At 54.7% G+C, this 16,534-nt stretch carries 18 protein-coding genes and 3 tRNA genes; 5 read left to right on the plus strand and 16 right to left on the minus strand.

Features of this window, described 5'->3' with window-relative positions; all coding sequences use genetic code 11:
• Positions 1 to 33 precede the first annotated feature (33 nt).
• The 8 genes from ACESQ2_RS07350 to mdtK form a co-directional block, all read right to left on the minus strand.
• The gene (locus ACESQ2_RS07350; protein ID WP_014229612.1) at positions 34 to 906 is read right to left on the minus strand and encodes a manganese catalase family protein; all 873 of its coding nucleotides are present in this window, start codon (positions 904 to 906) and stop codon (positions 34 to 36) included.
• A 19-nt stretch (positions 907 to 925) separates the two neighbouring features.
• Positions 926 to 1,432 carry a ferritin-like domain-containing protein gene (locus ACESQ2_RS07355; protein ID WP_009653688.1) on the minus strand — a complete coding sequence of 169 codons (507 nt, stop codon included), beginning with the start codon at positions 1,430 to 1,432 and terminating at the stop codon, positions 926 to 928.
• Between the two features lie 32 nt (positions 1,433 to 1,464).
• Positions 1,465 to 1,962, minus strand: coding sequence for a ferritin-like domain-containing protein (locus ACESQ2_RS07360; RefSeq protein ID WP_014229611.1), 498 nt, complete (start codon positions 1,960 to 1,962; stop codon positions 1,465 to 1,467).
• Positions 1,963 to 2,050: 88 nt separating this feature from the next.
• Positions 2,051 to 2,236: a general stress protein gene (locus ACESQ2_RS07365; RefSeq protein WP_004136767.1), complete on the minus strand. Its 186-nt coding sequence runs from the start codon at positions 2,234 to 2,236 to the stop codon at positions 2,051 to 2,053.
• Between the two features lie 444 nt (positions 2,237 to 2,680).
• A tRNA-Val gene (locus tag ACESQ2_RS07370) sits at positions 2,681 to 2,757 on the minus strand.
• A gap of 4 nt (positions 2,758 to 2,761) precedes the next feature.
• Positions 2,762 to 2,838, minus strand: a tRNA-Val gene (locus ACESQ2_RS07375).
• A gap of 4 nt (positions 2,839 to 2,842) precedes the next feature.
• A tRNA-Val gene (locus ACESQ2_RS07380) sits at positions 2,843 to 2,919 on the minus strand.
• A gap of 210 nt (positions 2,920 to 3,129) precedes the next feature.
• On the minus strand, positions 3,130 to 4,503 hold the full coding sequence (mdtK, locus tag ACESQ2_RS07385; protein ID WP_348852321.1) for an MdtK family multidrug efflux MATE transporter: 1,374 nt from the start codon (positions 4,501 to 4,503) through the stop codon (positions 3,130 to 3,132).
• Positions 4,504 to 4,732: 229 nt separating this feature from the next.
• On the opposite strand from mdtK, the gene ACESQ2_RS07390 reads away from it, so the two are divergent.
• On the plus strand, positions 4,733 to 5,368 hold the full coding sequence (locus ACESQ2_RS07390; RefSeq protein WP_004851490.1) for a riboflavin synthase: 636 nt from the start codon (positions 4,733 to 4,735) through the stop codon (positions 5,366 to 5,368).
• Positions 5,369 to 5,398: 30 nt separating this feature from the next.
• Here ACESQ2_RS07390 and cfa read toward each other — a convergent pair whose 3' ends face one another.
• Positions 5,399 to 6,547 carry a cyclopropane fatty acyl phospholipid synthase gene (gene cfa / locus ACESQ2_RS07395; RefSeq protein ID WP_014838673.1) on the minus strand — a complete coding sequence of 383 codons (1,149 nt, stop codon included), beginning with the start codon at positions 6,545 to 6,547 and terminating at the stop codon, positions 5,399 to 5,401.
• A gap of 298 nt (positions 6,548 to 6,845) precedes the next feature.
• Positions 6,846 to 8,030 (minus strand): purine nucleoside transporter PunC, encoded by a 1,185-nt coding sequence (punC, locus tag ACESQ2_RS07400; protein ID WP_025105838.1) that lies wholly within the window; start codon positions 8,028 to 8,030, stop codon positions 6,846 to 6,848.
• 112 nt (positions 8,031 to 8,142) lie between these two features.
• Between punC and punR the strand changes: the two genes are divergently transcribed.
• Positions 8,143 to 9,054: a DNA-binding transcriptional activator PunR gene (gene punR, locus ACESQ2_RS07405; RefSeq protein WP_004851483.1), complete on the plus strand. Its 912-nt coding sequence runs from the start codon at positions 8,143 to 8,145 to the stop codon at positions 9,052 to 9,054.
• A gap of 18 nt (positions 9,055 to 9,072) precedes the next feature.
• Here the strand turns inward: punR and purR are convergent, their stop codons facing one another.
• Entirely contained in the window at positions 9,073 to 10,098 is a 1,026-nt protein-coding gene (purR, locus tag ACESQ2_RS07410) for an HTH-type transcriptional repressor PurR (protein WP_004851481.1), read from the minus strand.
• Between the two features lie 295 nt (positions 10,099 to 10,393).
• Here purR and ACESQ2_RS07415 point away from each other — a divergent pair, with 295 nt between their 5' ends.
• Positions 10,394 to 10,483, plus strand: a complete 90-nt coding sequence (locus tag ACESQ2_RS07415; RefSeq protein ID WP_049082851.1) for a YnhF family membrane protein — start codon at positions 10,394 to 10,396, stop codon at positions 10,481 to 10,483.
• Positions 10,484 to 10,647: 164 nt separating this feature from the next.
• Positions 10,648 to 11,814 carry an MFS transporter gene (locus tag ACESQ2_RS07420; RefSeq protein ID WP_049082852.1) on the plus strand — a complete coding sequence of 389 codons (1,167 nt, stop codon included), beginning with the start codon at positions 10,648 to 10,650 and terminating at the stop codon, positions 11,812 to 11,814.
• 56 nt (positions 11,815 to 11,870) lie between these two features.
• On the opposite strand, the gene sodB is transcribed toward ACESQ2_RS07420, so the two are convergent.
• Both sodB and ACESQ2_RS07430 read right to left on the minus strand, forming a co-directional pair.
• Positions 11,871 to 12,452 carry a superoxide dismutase [Fe] gene (gene sodB / locus ACESQ2_RS07425; RefSeq protein WP_004851476.1) on the minus strand — a complete coding sequence of 194 codons (582 nt, stop codon included), beginning with the start codon at positions 12,450 to 12,452 and terminating at the stop codon, positions 11,871 to 11,873.
• 124 nt (positions 12,453 to 12,576) lie between these two features.
• Complete coding sequence (locus ACESQ2_RS07430) at positions 12,577 to 13,431, minus strand: C40 family peptidase (RefSeq protein WP_014229604.1); 855 nt, start codon at positions 13,429 to 13,431, stop codon at positions 12,577 to 12,579.
• A 339-nt stretch (positions 13,432 to 13,770) separates the two neighbouring features.
• Here ACESQ2_RS07430 and grxD point away from each other — a divergent pair, with 339 nt between their 5' ends.
• Entirely contained in the window at positions 13,771 to 14,118 is a 348-nt protein-coding gene (gene grxD, locus ACESQ2_RS07435; protein ID WP_004102692.1) for a monothiol glutaredoxin 4, read from the plus strand.
• A 51-nt stretch (positions 14,119 to 14,169) separates the two neighbouring features.
• Here the strand turns inward: grxD and rnt are convergent, their stop codons facing one another.
• From rnt to ACESQ2_RS07450, 3 genes are all read right to left on the minus strand, one after another.
• Positions 14,170 to 14,814: a ribonuclease T gene (gene rnt / locus ACESQ2_RS07440; RefSeq protein WP_004851472.1), complete on the minus strand. Its 645-nt coding sequence runs from the start codon at positions 14,812 to 14,814 to the stop codon at positions 14,170 to 14,172.
• Between the two features lie 106 nt (positions 14,815 to 14,920).
• Entirely contained in the window at positions 14,921 to 15,328 is a 408-nt protein-coding gene (gloA, locus tag ACESQ2_RS07445; RefSeq protein WP_046878481.1) for a lactoylglutathione lyase, read from the minus strand.
• A gap of 79 nt (positions 15,329 to 15,407) precedes the next feature.
• Positions 15,408 to 16,505: an alkene reductase gene (locus ACESQ2_RS07450; RefSeq protein ID WP_004851469.1), complete on the minus strand. Its 1,098-nt coding sequence runs from the start codon at positions 16,503 to 16,505 to the stop codon at positions 15,408 to 15,410.
• Between the last annotated feature and the right edge of the window lie 29 nt (positions 16,506 to 16,534).

Raw genomic sequence — 16,534 nt, forward strand, 5'->3', positions numbered from 1 at the left:
AGGGGGAAGTGATTAACAGCAGGTTATTGAGGATTAGGGCTTCTTCTTGCCTGCGCCGAGCTCTGCGCCGGTAAGAGGATCGCCATCCGGGTCGGATTGGGTTCGTTCCGCCATGGCTTTAACCAGCGCCTGCTGCTCGGCACTTAGCTTGACGCTGACGCCTCCGTCTCCGCCGTCAACTGCAGGCTGGGGATTCGCCACATACTCAAAGTGCCGATCGCTATTCCAGCTACCGCGAATGTCGTCGCCCTCTGACATATTGTAGTAGGTGCTGGCGTATTCATTGACGGGCGGTAATTTCCCCGGCGGATAGTTGTTTCTGATGGACTGGAGCGCTTTTTCGAAAGAGAGCTGATGAGCGGCTTCCCGGGTCATCAGAAAGGCCAGCGCATCCTTGACTCCGGGATCATCAGTGACGTTGATCAGGCGCTCATAGATGATTTTGGCTCGCGCCTCGGCCGCTACGTTGGAGCGTAAATCCGCGGTTGGCTCACCAATCGTATCAATATAGGCGGCGGTCCAGGGCACCCCGGCGGAGTTGGTCAGCGGCGTGCCTGCGCCATATAGCAAAGAGGTGATATGGCTGTCGTTACCGTTAGCGGTAAGCGAGCGGTACAGGTCGGCTTCGTTTTCCACGCCTTCCGCCAGGGCGCCTTTGGCCCCTTTATTGAGCATGCCAACCAGCGAGCCGATAATTTCAAGGTGGCTCAGCTCTTCGGTGGCTATGTCCATCAGCATATCTTTACGGCCCGGATCGTCATCGCTCAGGCCCTGAGTAAAATACCGGCATGCGGCGGCCAGTTCGCCCTGGGGCCCGCCGAATTGTTCCAGAAGGAGGTTCGCCAGTCCCGGATTCGGCTCGGCGACCCTTACGGTATACTGAAGCTGCTTAACGTGTCGGAACATAGGCTCTTATCCTTATTGCTTATTTTTTCGCTTCAACGCCTTCGGCTTCAGAGCGCAGAAGGAACTCTTCCGTCGTTTGCGGAATATGTTTCAGCAGCCAGTCGGCCATGGCCCGCTCTTCTGCCAGAATCGATTCGATGGCGGGGATTGAGGCGGTGTCGCCGGCTTTATTCGCGGCGGCAAGCAGGGAGGTATAACAGGCAATTTCAAACTGCTCAAATACATAACCGCTAATTGACCCTTTAACGATTTCATCGGAAGGGAACATCCCGCCAATGGATTGGCCCAACGCGGCCATTTTGCTCATGGAATCCTTCAGCACCGAGCGTGATATATTATTACGATCCAGAATCTCCTCCAGTACCGTAATTTGGCGTTTGGTTTCAGTTACGTGCTGTTGAATTCTGCTGCGCAGGTCAGGATAATTATCGATGCGGCTCGCCATGGATTCCAGCATAGATTCTGCCTGTTTTTCCATTGCATGCGCATCGCGTAGCCAGTCGTGATAATGTTCAAGATAATTCATAATCAACTCCTTAATATTGGTTTACCATCTGGCTATTTATTTTGGGCGTCTTTATTAATATTGCCGACCGCCAGGTCAGTTAATTTAAGGTCGGTTGATTTTTCTTCTTCTAACGTTTCCGCTAAAAGTTTAACCGCTTTTTTATAGCCAAGCTGTTCTGCTAAAGTGGCGAGAGTGCCGTAGCTGGCAATTTCATAATGTTCAACCTTTTGCGCAGCGGCAATTAACGCCGCATCCCGCACTTCATTTTTCTCCGTGCTCTCAATAACTTCGTTAGCTTCTTCAATTAGCCCCTCCATCGCCACGCATTTCATCCGTTTGATTTTGATATCAGGCTCTTGTTCGACAATTTGATCGATACGTTCAATTTGCCCCTGAGTCTCCTCCAGGTGGGCTTTGAACGCGGCGCTAAGCTGTTCGCTGGACGCCGCTCTGGCGAGTTTCGCCAGGCCGCGGGTTAATTGTTTTTCTGCGCTATACGTATCCGATAAAAGATGAATAAAAACGTCTTCTATGCTCTTCATATTCATATTAATTACCTTTATACACGGAGAATAACTGCGAGTCCGCAGACTCGCAGGTTACTCTTTTAGTTACAAGAGAATGAGGCGATTAATATCAGGAATTATCAGATTTACGCCCGCCGCCATGGCTATTTTGGCCGCCTTTTTTACCGGCCTCAGATGCGCGCTGCGGATCGTTTTTAAAGTTACCACCGCTGTGCTGACCGCCTTTACGTCCTGCTTCAGATGCTTTATCACGGTCTTCAGCGAAATTACCGGAACCACCACGATGTTCTGCCATATTTTCATACCTCTGTTGTTGAGTTTATGTCAGGAAGATACGCTATAGGTACGTATCCGTTGTCGTTCAGAAATTAAATTTAGTCGTTATTTTTGAACAGTCAAACCGGTTTGTGGTGATATTTTTTGAAATACTCTGAATTGCACTGCCGTTACCGTTTCGCTTGTTTTTAATGAATGTCAGCATAACGGGTTATGATCTAACGAAAGATTTTTATTCGCGAGGGAATATCGGCGGGGCCGCTGCGTTAATAAATGCAGCGTAGACGCGGCGCAGGGCTTTACGTCAATTTACATAAGCGCGGGAAATAAGTTGTCGGAATGGTGAAAGATATTAAGGACACGACCGGGAAAAATCAGAAAATAGCGTATTGCCAGCGCTGAAAGTAATTTTCGGATATTTCAATGCGGGAGATAAAAGGCACCAGATCACGAGGCTGTGAAATGGTGCGTCCGAGTGGACTCGAACCACCGACCCCCACCATGTCAAGGTGGTGCTCTAACCAACTGAGCTACGGACGCATTATGGTGCGTTTAATTGGACTCGAACCAACGACCCCCACCATGTCAAGGTGGTGCTCTAACCAACTGAGCTATAAACGCATTATGGTGCGTTCAATTGGACTCGAACCAACGACCCCCACCATGTCAAGGTGGTGCTCTAACCAACTGAGCTATGAACGCAATGTTGCAGTGGCAACGGGGACGCATATTAGCGGGAGGGAGGGGTTGTGGCAAGAGGCAAACGTCACTTTTCTTCCAGATTTCTCACGATCGCAGAAGTTTTATCCATATTGGTTATATTTTACTGATGCAAAAGAATATTTCTTCACCAGCTTGAGAAAACGGCGCTGAATCAGCGCCGTTGGATAGCGACTTCGCTTCCGCGACGGGCTAGCGCGCCGCGCGTTGTAAAATGACGCTGGAAGGCTGACGCTGCAGGAAACGCATGCGCAGCATCATCATTACGGCGGCGGAGGTGAGGCCAATAATAAAGCCGCACCAGAACCCGGCGGGGCCCATGCGCGGTACCACGATATCGGTCAGCGCCAGCAGGTAGCCGCTCGGCAGTCCCAATACCCAGTAGGCGGTAAAGGTGATAAAGAAGATGGAACGCGTGTCTTTGTAGCCGCGCAGAATCCCGCTGCCGATCACCTGAATGGAGTCGGAAATCTGGTAGATCGCCGCCAGCAGCATCAGCTGGGACGCGAGGGTAACCACCTCGGGATTATCGTTATACAGCAGCGCGATTTGCTTGCGCATCAGGATGGTGAAAACCGCCGTGAAAACGGCCATGCACACCCCGACGCCGACGCCGGTTCTGGCCGAGGTCTGGGCCTCCAGCGTGGAACCCTGCCCGAGACGGAAACCGACGCGAATGGTCACCGCTGCCGCCAGCGAGAGCGGCAAGACGAACATCAGCGAGCTGAAGTTGAGGGCTATCTGATGCCCGGCGACGTCAACGATCCCCAACGGCGAAACCAGCAGCGCCACGACGGCGAAGAGGGTCACTTCGAAAAACAGCGCCAGCGCAATCGGCAGGCCCAGCTGTACCAGACGCTGGATGACGGCGAAATCAGGTTTACTGAAGCGCTCTGTGTAATGAATATCGCGCATCGAACGCGCGCGGCGCACCCAGAAGAGCATGCTGAAAAACATGACCCAGTAAACCGATGCCGTCGCCACGCCGCAGCCGATACCGCCGAGCTCCGGCATACCAAAGTGGCCGTAGATAAAAATGTAGTTCACCGGAATGTTGACCAGCAGACCGATAAATCCCATTACCATACCCGGCTTGGTTTTCGCCAGGCCTTCACACTGGTTGCGAGCGACCTGAAAGAACAGATAGCCGGGCGCGCCCCACAGCAGCGCCCGCAGGTAGCCGACCGCCTTCTCTGCCATCGCCGGGTCGATGTTATGCATTGAGCTGATAATGTAACCGGCGTTCCACAGCACGACCATCACCAGGAGGGAGACGAAGCCAGCCAGCCAGAACCCCTGGCGTACCTGGTGAGCAATACGCTCGCGACGGCCGGAACCATTCAGTTGGGCAATAACGGGCGTCAGGGCCAGCAGCAGGCCGTGGCCAAAGAGGATCGCCGGTAGCCAGATAGAGGTACCGATGGCGACGGCCGCCATGTCGGTGGCGCTATAGCCACCCGCCATAACGGTATCGACAAAGCCCATGGCGGTTTGCGCCACCTGGGCGAGTATAACGGGTATAGCCAGTGATAATAACTGACGCGCTTCAATAAAATACTTCTGCACGTAAACACCTTTATATTGTTGTTATTGGAGGACTAAAAAAGCCGCCATATGTGGCAGCAAGAAGAAAAGCAGAGGGATTTGCCAGACTATTGTAGCGAGGATTAGCCATTTAGCCAGTGAAAAAATTCCACTGCACGTTGTGCGCTGGCAACCTGTTTTGCCACCTGTTATTGTTCGTCATAGCCTAAAACGGTACTGATACCGTCACGAATTTATACAGGAGCAAAATATGTTTACCGGTATTGTGCAGGGGACCGCCAAAGTGGTGGCGATCGATGAAAAACCTAACTTTCGCACCCACGTCGTGGAGCTGCCTGAGCATATGCTGGCGGGGCTCGAAACCGGGGCTTCCGTAGCGCACAACGGCTGCTGCTTGACCGTCACCCATATAGACGGCGCGCGAGTGAGTTTTGACCTGATGAAAGAGACCCTGCGTATAACTAATCTGGGCGAGGTTGGCGAGGGCGACAGCGTTAACGTTGAGCGCGCGGCGAAATTCAGCGATGAAATTGGCGGTCACCTGATGTCCGGCCATATTATGACCACCGCGGAAGTAGTGAAAATTCTCACCTCGGAAAATAACCGCCAGATCTGGTTTAAGGTTCAGGACCCGACGTTGATGAAATATATCCTCTATAAAGGCTATATCGGCGTAGATGGGATTAGCCTCACCGTCGGTGAAGTGACGCCAACCCGCTTTTGCGTTCATTTAATTCCGGAAACGCTGCAGCGCACCACGCTTGGGGTGAAAAAGCTGGGCGATCGGGTGAATATTGAAATCGATCCGCAGACTCAGGCGGTCATCGATACCGTCGAGCGCGTGCTGGCGGCGAAAGAGGCGGCACTGAAAACGGCGGCCGAGTAAAAAATACCCCCGCCGATGCGGGGGATATTTTTAGCGGGCCACGCGCAGGCCGTGTTCGGCCCCGCGAGAAAAAACCACCTGCCAGAGCTGAATATCGCGCGCGCGGAAAGCGCCAGCGCAGGCATTCAGATAATAGCTAAACATACGTTTGAAGCGTTCCGAGTAGTTGTCGGCGATTTCCGGCCAGCTGGCGAGGAAGCGCTCATACCAGGCCATCAGCGTCGTGTCGTAGTCGGCACCAAAATTATGCCAGTCTTCCATAACGAAATGCGATTCGCTGGCTTCGGCAATATGGCGCACCGACGGCAGGCAGCCGTTAGGGAAGATATATTTGTTAATCCACGGGTCAACGCTATGATCGGTTTTTTTCGAACCGATGGTATGCAGCAGGAAACGACCGTCGGGTTTCAGATTACGATCGACCACATCAAAATAGGTGGCGTAATTTTTAGGCCCGACATGTTCGAACATGCCGACGGAAACAATACGATCGAAGCTTTCGTGCAGGTCGCGATAGTCCTGGAGCAGAATGGTGACGTCGAGGTCCGCGCAGCGCTGCTGCGCCATTTTCTGCTGCTCTGCCGAGATGGTCACGCCAACCACGCTGACCTGGTAATGTTTGGCCATGTAGTAAGCCAGCCCGCCCCAGCCGCAGCCGATATCCAGCACCCGCATCCCTGGCTCAAGCTCAAGTTTACGGCAGATCAGATCTAATTTTGCCTGCTGCGCGTCATCGAGAGTCTGCGCGTCTTTCCAGTAAGCGCAAGAGTACTGCATATAAGGGTCAAGCATGCGGCTGAAGAGATCGTTACCTAAATCGTAATGCTCTTTACCGACAATCCAGGACCGCTTTTTGCTTTGCAGATTGAATAAGCGTGCGCTGGCGATACGCAAGGTATCTTTGAAATGATGGGGAAGCTGATTTTCCAGACCGGCGCGTAAAACTTTATGGAAAAATATATCCAGCCGCTCACAATCCCACCAGCCGTCCATATAGCTCTCGCCTAACCCCAGCGACCCTTCCTGTAAAACGCGCTTAAAAAAGAGAGGGTTTTTAATTCGCAGGTCGGAGGGAGCAGGACCATTAATTTCAATGCCCGCACGGCCTAATAATTCAGCTGCAATTCGGTACCAGTCATCATTTGGTACACTTACTTCTTCTATACACGATGAACTCATAGCTTCTCCATCACGCCCAAGTGATCAGAACCTTAAAACAGCGTAGACGCTTTTTTGGCTTTGTGAGAAATCTCACGGATAATCCGTGAGGCTGCTATCCGACGTAGAACAGAGGAAGGGAGATAACCCTTGCCGAAAGGCCTTCCATGGTGAAACGGGATGCATCCTGCTCCCGTTAAAATCAATTAGTTTTCTATTTATGTGACGCCGGATCCAGTATAGGCCGCTAAAAACAGGCTTTCAACAAAAATATCTTAGCAAGCTAATTACTGGATCTTATCACTATCAGTACATTACCTTAAGCATGTGACGATTTTGTTGCCAGATGCGCGGCTTTGTGCTGCATGCGGTAGCCCATCCCGGCCAGCACGATGGAGACCAGCATCACGCTGGTGGTCGTTTGCAGCGGGGTGGCAATCAGCGTCGAGACCAGCAGGCTGGTAAGGAAACAGAGGCCAAGCTGCAGGGTGTTTTGCAGCGCAGCGGCGCGGCCGGTCGCCTGCGGGAATGGCTTCAGGGCCTGCGCGACGACGATAGGGTAAATACCGCCATTCACCACCGCCATGGCGCAGAACGGAATCATCAAACCAACGAGCGTGGCGTTTTCCCGCAGGCCTACCAGCCAGGTGGCGGCGACGCTGAGGGCGAAAATCGCCAACAGCCAGGGCAGAATTTGCTGGCCCTGCCATTTTTGCAGCGCCGCGCGGCAGCCATAACCGCCCACCAGAAACGCGATAGTTTGCGGAACGTAGCTCAGGCCGATAACGGTCGGGCCATAGCCCATCTCATGAAGAATAAACGGCGACCCCGTCAGCCAGGCAAAAAAGCTGGCGGAACAGGCGGCGTAGATGAGCACGTTACCGCTATATTCGCGCGAGCGCAGCAGGGTGAGAAACGTGAGCTTCTGCTGGGCGCTGGCAACCGGTTTATTCGCTGGCTTCAGGCGCAGGGCGGGCAGCATCAGCAGCAGGGTAATCGCGAACAGCACGGCAAAAATAGCCTGCCATTCAAAATGGACCAGCAGCCAGCTGCCGAGCAGCGGCGCCAGCGCGGGCGATAAACCGACCAGCGGCATAATGGCGGCGAAAATCCGGTTGGTTCTTTGCGCTGGATAATAATCGGTGACCATCGCCTGCCAGGTCACCGCGGCGGCGCAAACCCCCAGGGCCTGAATAAATCGCAGCGCGAGCATCAGGTTGGCATCGCGAACCCACAGCATCCCCAGACAGCCGATAGCAAAAATCGCCAGCCCGCTCAACAGCACCGGCTTGCGGCCATAGCGATCGGAAAGGGGCCCCCAGAAAAGCTGGCCCAGCGCAAAGCCTGCCAGGAACAGGCTCAGGCTGGCGCTGACGGAGGCCGCAGAAGTGTTCAAATCTTGTTGCATGGCGGCGAAAGCCGGAAGATACATATCGGTCGCCAGAAAGCCCAGTACGCTGAGTCCTGCCAGCCAGACTAAAAATCCTTTCCCAGGTTGTTGCATCATCTTCTCTTTTTATTGTTGCAGGTACGATGGCGCAGAGTGTAGGGAGTGCATTAAGGCTTGTGAAACGCTAATATTTGTCAGGTGAATTCAAAAATTTTGCAGGCAGAAAATGTGGTCCGAATACTCGCTTGAAGTTGTCGATGCTGTCGCCCGTAACGGCAGCTTTAGCGCCGCAGCGCAGGAACTGCACCGCGTACCCTCGGCCGTCAGCTATACCGTGCGTCAGCTGGAGGAGTGGCTGGCGGTACCGCTGTTCGAACGCCGTCATCGTGATGTGGAATTAACGCCGGCCGGCGTCTGGTTTTTACAGGAGGGGCGCTCTGTTATCAAAAAAATGCAGATCACCCGCCAGCAGTGCCAGCAGATAGCCAACGGCTGGCGCGGGCAGCTCTCTATTGCGGTGGATAATATCGTTAAACCCACGCGCATGCGGCAGATGATCGTTGATTTCTATCGTCATTTTGATGACGTCGAACTGATTGTTTTTCAGGAGGTGTTCAACGGCGTCTGGGATGCGCTCGCCGACGGTCGCGTGGAGCTGGCCATCGGCGCGACGCGCTCAATTCCGGTAGGGGGCCGCTACGCCTTTCGCGATATGGGAATGCTGAGCTGGGACTGCGTCGTCGCGAGCCACCATCCGCTGGCCAAAATGGCCGGGCCTCTGAGCGATGACGTCCTGCGCAACTGGCCGTCGCTGGTCAGGGAGGATACCTCGCGCTCGCTGCCGAAGCGGACCACCTGGCTGCTGGATAACCAGAAGAGGGTGGTGGTGCCGGACTGGGATGCCTCAGAAACCTGTCTCTCCGCCGGACTGTGCGTCGGTATGGTACCCGGGCATTTAGCGCGCCCGTGGCTTGATAGCGGCGCATGGACGGCGCTGGAGCTGGAGAACCCCTTCCCGGACGCCGCATGCTGCCTGACGTGGCAGCAAAGCGATGCCTCGCCGGCGCTGCTATGGCTGCTGGATTACCTTGGCGATAGCGAAACGCTAAACCGGGAGTGGCTGCGGGCGCCGGAATGACCGACGCCGCGGGAAAGGTTAACGGCGATAATCAACAAACGGGCCATCGGCCACGGAACGGCGCTCGACCAGGCGAGGGTGGACTTCAATCGACTGCGAGATTTCACGCTTATTAACGATGCGGTCCAGCAGCATGTTAAACGCCGCTTCGCCAAGAGAGTCTTTAGGCTGATGAATGGTGGTCAGCGCCGGGCTAAAGTAGCGGGCGTTGCGCACGTTATCATAACCGATCAGCGAAATATCCTGCGGCACGCGCAGACCCATTTCATCCGCCGCGCAGATGGCGCCCATCGCCATAATATCCCCGCCGCAGAAGATGGCCGTTGGGCGAGGGTGCTGGCCGAGAATCTGCTGCATGGCGCGGTAGCCGGATTCCGGCTCAAAATCGCCCTGCACAATCCAGTTTTCCGGAACGCTAATCTGCGCCTCTTCCATCGCTTTCATAAAACCTGCCAGCCGGCCTGCGCCGGTGTTACGCTCCAGCGGGCCGGGGATCACGCCGATATCGCGATGCCCGCGTTCAATAAGGTAGCGCCCGGCGATATAGCCGCCTTCAAAGGCGTTATCGACAACCGAGTCGGTGAAGTCGGCTTTTGCCTCGCCCCAGTCCATCACTACCATCGGAATATGACGATACTCTTCCAGCATGCTTAACACCGACTCCGGATACTCGGAGCACATCACCAGCAGGCCGTCTACGCGTTTCTGCGCCATCATTGACAGATAGGCGCGCTGTTTCTCAGGGTCGTTCCACGCGTTGCCGAGGATCAGGGTGTAGCCCTTCTGGAAGCAGCTCTTCTCGACGGCTTCGATAATCTCAGCGAAATAGGCCGCTTCGCTGCTGGTTGCCAGCAGACCAATAGATTTGGTGTGATTGACCTTCAGGCTGCGGGCAACGGCGCTGGGGGAGTAATGCAGTTCTTTTATTGCCGCCCACACCGCATTGCGCGTCTCTTCCGCAACGAATCGGGTTTTGTTAATCACATGTGACACTGTTGTAGTGGAAACGTTTGCGCGCTTCGCTACATCTTTAATAGTTGCCATTACTTCTCACTCCAGACCTTGACCTGATCGTCTGTTTATCGGTACGTAAACGTTTGCCTGTACACACCCTGGCGCCAAAATTGAGCATGGCATCACGTCGGGAAAACGACACAGAACGACAGGAAGGGGTCAATGGCCGATACGCTTTCAAATTAGCGTGGGATTTTGTCCGATCTTGGGGCAAAGGGGAAGAGCAAAAATGTGCATCACTCTAAATCTCGGAAGATTTTTACGCTATTCTGTGTAAAAATGAGCAAGCTCACTTTTCATGTGGGGATAATCAGGGGGAAAATTGATGGATACAAATTTAAAGTTTTCGCTGACGACGACGATTATTGTTCTTGGTTTGATTGTTGCCGCAGGTTTGACTGCAGTACTGCACTAATTATGCGATAAGGGAGGGGCCGCTCTCCCTTTCTCTCCGCCATTATTATCATTTTCGCAAAAATCTTTTGCCATTTCGTTCACTTTTGTTTTTCTGTGATTGATGTCATGCTTTTGACTTCTGATGAGATGCCGTCGCGGAAGGCGGCCTGATGGAGTCCCTGCATGAAAATCAATTTTCCCCTGCTCGCGCTGGCGATCGGTGCCTTTGGTATCGGCACAACCGAGTTCTCCCCGATGGGGCTATTACCGGTTATCGCTAAAGGCGTGGACGTTTCGATTCCGGCGGCGGGAATGCTGATTAGCGCCTATGCCATCGGCGTGATGGTCGGCGCGCCGCTGATGACTCTGCTGCTCTCCCACCGCGCGCGCAGAAATGCGCTGATCTTTCTGATGGCGATTTTTACCCTCGGTAACGTACTCTCTTCCATTGCTCCGGATTACACCACGCTGCTGCTGTCGCGCATTATTACCAGCCTTAACCACGGCGCCTTCTTCGGCCTGGGTTCAGTGGTGGCGGCGAGCGTTGTGCCAAAACACAAACAGGCCAGCGCCGTGGCGACGATGTTTATGGGGCTGACGATAGCGAATATCGGCGGCGTTCCCGCGGCGACCTGGCTGGGCGAAACCATCGGCTGGCGGATGTCGTTTCTTGCCACGGCGGGGCTGGGCGTGATTGCGATTATCGGTCTGTGGTTTTCTCTACCGAAGGGCAGCGCCGGCGAGCGCCCTGACGTCAAGCAGGAGCTTTCCGTGCTGATGCGTCCGCAGGTGCTGTCGGCGCTGCTGACGACGGTACTGGGGGCAGGGGCGATGTTCACGCTTTATACCTATATTTCTCCCGTTTTGCATACCATCACCCACGCCTCTCCGCTGTTTGTGACCGCCATGCTGGTGCTGATTGGCGTCGGCTTCTCGCTGGGTAACTACCTTGGCGGTAAGTTTGCCGACCGTTCCGTTAGCGGGACGCTGAAGGGCTTTCTGCTGCTGCTGATGGTTATCATGCTGGCGATCCCGCTGCTGGCGCAATCGCAGATGGGCGCGGCAATCAGTATGGTGGTCTGGGGCGCGGCGACCTTTGCGGTGGTGCCGCCTTTGCAGATGCGCGTGATGCGCGTCGCCCACGAAGCGCCGGGGCTGTCATCATCGGTCAATATTGGGGCTTTTAACCTCGGAAACGCGCTGGGCGCGGCGGCGGGCGGCGCGGTCATCTCTGGCGGCCTGGGCTATGCCTTTGTCCCGGTGATGGGGGCGATTATCGCAGGCGTGGCGCTACTGCTGGTGCTGTTCAGCGGCCGGGCGCAGCCGGAAGAGGCGTTCGCCAACCGTTAATATTGCGTGAAGTCATACAATAACCGCAGAAGCTGCAAGGCTTCTGCGGTTTGCTTTTATGCAGCCAGATTAGCAGCAACAAACTTCCAGTTTACCAGCGCCCAGAAGTGCTCCAGATAGTTCGGACGGGCGTTACGGTAGTCGATGTAATAAGCGTGTTCCCAGACATCCACGGTCAGCAGCGGAGTCGCGTCGCTGGTCAGCGGCGTACCGGCGTTGCTGGTGGAGACAATAGCCAGGCTACCGTCGGCGTTTTTCACCAGCCAGGTCCAGCCTGCGCCGAAGTTTTTTACCGCTGCGTCGGTGAATTTGGCTTTGAAATCAGCGAAGCTGCCGAAGGACTTAGCGATAGCCGCCGCCAGTTCGCCTTGCGGTTCGCCGCCGGCGTTCGGCGCGAGGCAGTTCCAGTAGAAGGTGTGGTTCCAGACCTGAGCGGCGTTGTTAAAAACGCCGCCATCGGAAGAACGCACGATCTCTTCCAGGGTTTTGCCTTCAAACGGGGTGCCTTTGATCAGGTTATTCAGGTTGGTGACGTAGGCCTGGTGGTGTTTACCGTAGTGGTATTCCAGGGTTTCTGCGGAAATGTGCGGCGCCAGGGCGTCTTTTGCATATGGTAATGCAGGTAATTCGAACGACATTGCTACTCTCCTTTTTATAGTTTGCCTGCGTAATAACCATGTATTACGCAGGGTAATAATAGTAGCAAATTAAAAGATGTGGCAAAAGAGAGAGTTACCCTGCCGCCGCAGCGACAAGGCACAATTAGCGAATGGTTTTCGGCGTCATGACGCGACGCGCGCCCACGTAGTGGCGTACCCAGTAATCGTCGCTTAATGAGGTGATCTGAATGTCGCGGCCGGTACGCGGAGACTGGATAAATTTGCCGTTGCCAACGTAAACCCCGACGTGATCGGCAGTGCCGCGCCCGCGGGTGCGGAAGAAGACGAGATCCCCGCTTTGCAGCTCACCGCGATCCACAGGACGGGCGTCGCGCAGGTGATACATCTCATTGGCGGTGCGCGGAATGTGAATTTTAACCAGGTCCTTATAGGCATAATAGACCAGACCGCTACAATCAAACCCGGTACGCGGAGAGGTGCCGCCCCAGCGATAGGGTTTGCCAATCTGATCCATCAGCTTGGACATGGCGGTGCTTTGCGCCTTTTGTACCCGAGCTTTATGCGCGTCGGCGATGGTCAGCTGCGGCTCGTCGGCAACCGGTTTGCAGCGGGTTTTATAGCCTTTACGCACCACGCACTTTTTCTGCACGCTTGCGGTTGCCATCTTGCTTTCCGCTATCGACCTTGTCGAACTGGCGCACAGTTTTTTATAGCCTTTGCGCAGAACGCATTTTTTTGTGGCGCTGGCAGTCTGGCGTGACGCGGTTGATTTGCTGCGGCTGGCGGTCGACGTTTTCTTGCTGGGGGTTTTGGCGGTGGTTTTACTTTTAGAACTGGCTGCTTTTTTCTTACGCTCTGCGGTCGTGCCCTTGGCCGGATGCGCTTTTGGCGTGGCCGAAGCGTGCGTATGCCCGGAAGCATGCGCCAGCGGCGTAAGTGAAATAGATGTGAAAAGTAATGCACAGAGCGAAATCGCGATTTTGTTAAGACGCGCCACTGAGCAATCCCCTGATTAAATTACAGACATATACAGATGCCTGACGATGAATGACAAACCGCATCGATTCTAAAGCATAAAATCGTGGAGAGTTACTACTCTTTTGTATCTAACGTCTCGTTTGGTTAACATTTGCAAAAAAATGCTTCCGTCAGCGGTACCCGCGCATGAAAAACGCGCAATGCGTTGCCGCGTATAGCAATAAAATGATATTTTTAAGGCAACTTATGCCGACAGAAGATAAAATGTGGCAAGTGAAAAAAATGTTATTATCGGTCCTGCGCCCAGGGCGCTACAATGACAAATTACTGCCGTAAAGAAGTTTAAGGAAGCACGACAATGAGCACGACTTTAGAAAAAATCCAACGTCAAATCGCTGAAAACCCGATCCTGCTGTACATGAAAGGGTCGCCGAAGCTGCCAAGCTGCGGTTTCTCCGCTCAGGCCGTTCAGGCGCTCTCCGCCTGTGGCGAACGTTTTGCCTACGTCGATATCCTGCAAAATCCGGACATCCGCGCAGAGCTGCCGAAATACGCTAACTGGCCGACCTTCCCGCAGCTGTGGGTTGACGGTGAACTGGTCGGCGGCTGTGACATCGTGATTGAAATGTATCAGCGCGGTGAACTGCAGCAGCTGATCAAAGAAACGGCCGCGAAGTACAAGACTGACGAACCGAAAGCAGAGTAATTCGGCTGCCAATAAAAAAGCGACTTCCGGTGAAGTCGCTTTTTTTATCGCTTACTCTTCGGCCATGGGTAATGGCCAGCCGCCAAGGCGCTTCCAGCGGTTGACGATTTCGCAGAACAGCTGGGCGGTTTGCTGGGTATCATAAAGCGCCGAGTGTGCCTGCGTACCATCAAATGCCATTCCCGCGGCAATACAGGCTTTCGACAGCACCGTTTGACCCAGCGCCAGGCCGCTCAGAGCCGCGGTATCGAAGGTCACGAACGGATGGAAGGGGTTACGTTTCAGGCCAGCCCGCTCTGCCGCCGCCATGGTAAAGCTGTGATCGAACGTGGCATTATGCGCGACCATAATCGCGCGGCTGCAGTCGCTCTCTTTCATTCCCTTGCGGACCATTTTAAAAATCGCGTGCAGCGCATCATATTCGCTCACCGCGCCGCGCTCGGGATCGTTAGGGTTAATACCGTTAAAAGCCAGCGCTTCGGGCTGCAGGTTGGCGCCTTCAAAAGGCTCAACATGAAAATGCAGCGTTTCGTCCGGCATCAGCCAGCCTTCCTCATCCATTTTCAACGTAATAGCGGCGATCTCCAGCAGGGCGTCGGTTTTGGCATTAAACCCGGCGGTTTCAACATCGATTACCACAGGATAAAAACCGCGAAAACGGTCGCACAGACCATTAAGTTGAACGTTCTCGGACATCAGATTCTCTTAGCTGGAAAAAAGTAGCGCGCATTATGGCAAATTTTGCCGCGGCTTGCAGCAGGAAGGGGATAAAACAGCAGGCACCGCGGGTGCCCGCAGCCGATTAGTTGCCGAGGCCTTTTCCGGCGTCTTTCTCTTCAATCAGTTCAATTTTATAGCCATCCGGATCTTCGACGAAGGCGATGACGGTGGTGCCGCCTTTGACCGGGCCGGCTTCACGCGTCACGTTGCCGCCGTTCTGGCGGATACGCTCGCAGGCTTCTGCCGCGTTTTCAACGCTGAGCGCGATATGGCCATAAGCGCTGCCGAGATCGTACTTATCAACGCCCCAGTTATAGGTCAGCTCAATCACGGCGGTATCGCTCTCTTCGCCGTAACCCACGAATGCCAGCGAGTATTTATACTCAGTGTTTTCGCTGGTGCGCAGCAGTTTCATGCCCAGCACGTTGGTGTAAAACTCAATAGAACGTTGCAGGTCGCTAACGCGCAGCATGGTGTGAAGTAAGCGCATAATGTCCCCTATGCAGTTTATTTTGATACATCAGAGTGTTGAGTATAGCGGCGATAACCCGCCGCTATCAATGGAGGGATTACAGGGTAGGGTAATCGGTATAACCTTCCGCGCCGCCGCCGTAGAAGCTTTCCGGACGCTGCGGGTTCAGCGCGGCCTTCTTCTGCAGGCGCGCGACCAGATCCGGGTTGGCAATATAGTCGCGACCGAAGGCCACGGCATCGATCAGGCCTTTACCGATCAGATCGTTTGCCTTTTCCACCGTGTAGGCGCCAGCGCCGATAATAGCGCCCGGGAAGCGGTCGCGGACTTTCTGACGGAATTCATCGCTGTACGGTTGGCCGCCAGCCCAGTCCGGCTCTGACATATGCAGGTAAGCAATACCGCGTTTGGCCAGCGCTTCGATGAGATAGAGCGCGTCGGCTTCTTCATTCGGGCCATTATCGACGTTCTGGAAGCTGCCGATAGGCGAGACGCGAATCCCGATACGGTCGGCGCTCCACTCTTTACTCGCCGCATCAACCACTTCCAGCACCAGGCGAGCGCGATTTTCCACGCTGCCGCCGTACTGGTCAGTACGATGGTTGGAAGAAGGGGAAAGGAACTGGTGCAGCAGGTAGCCATGCGCGGAGTGCAGTTCGACAAGGTCAAAGCCGGCATCGCGGGCGTTGCCTACCGCCTGGCGGAAATCATCAACGATCCCCGGGATCTCGGCGGTTTCGAGCGCGCGCGGCATCGAGGTGTCTACGCGAATAGCGTGGCCGTTTTCATCACGCAGCGAGGTACGGGTGCCCGCGCTAATGGCCGATGGCGCAACCGGCGCGGCGCCACCCGGCTGGATGCTGCTGTGCGAAATGCGCCCGGTGTGCCACAGCTGAACGGCAATACGCCCGTTTTCCGCGTGTACGCCGGCGGTGATTTTTTTCCATGCGGCAATCTGCTCCGGGCTGTGCAGGCCCGGTGCGCCCGCGTAGCCTTTAGCCTGAGCGGAGATCTGTGTAGCTTCGGAAATAATCAGGCCTGAGCTGGCGCGCTGGCGGTAGTATTCGCCCATCAGCGGGGTAGGAATATCGCCCGGTTCAATGCTGCGCAGACGCGTCAGCGGAGCCATAAACACGCGATTCGGTACGGTTACCGCACCCACTTTCAACGGGGTAAACAACTTTGATTCTGACATAATGACTCCTGAGTAGACCGGTCGTCTTG

It is taken from the genome of Klebsiella sp. Q11, from assembly GCF_964241505.1.
In the GTDB taxonomy this organism is placed as follows: Bacteria; Pseudomonadota; Gammaproteobacteria; order Enterobacterales; family Enterobacteriaceae; genus Klebsiella; species Klebsiella michiganensis.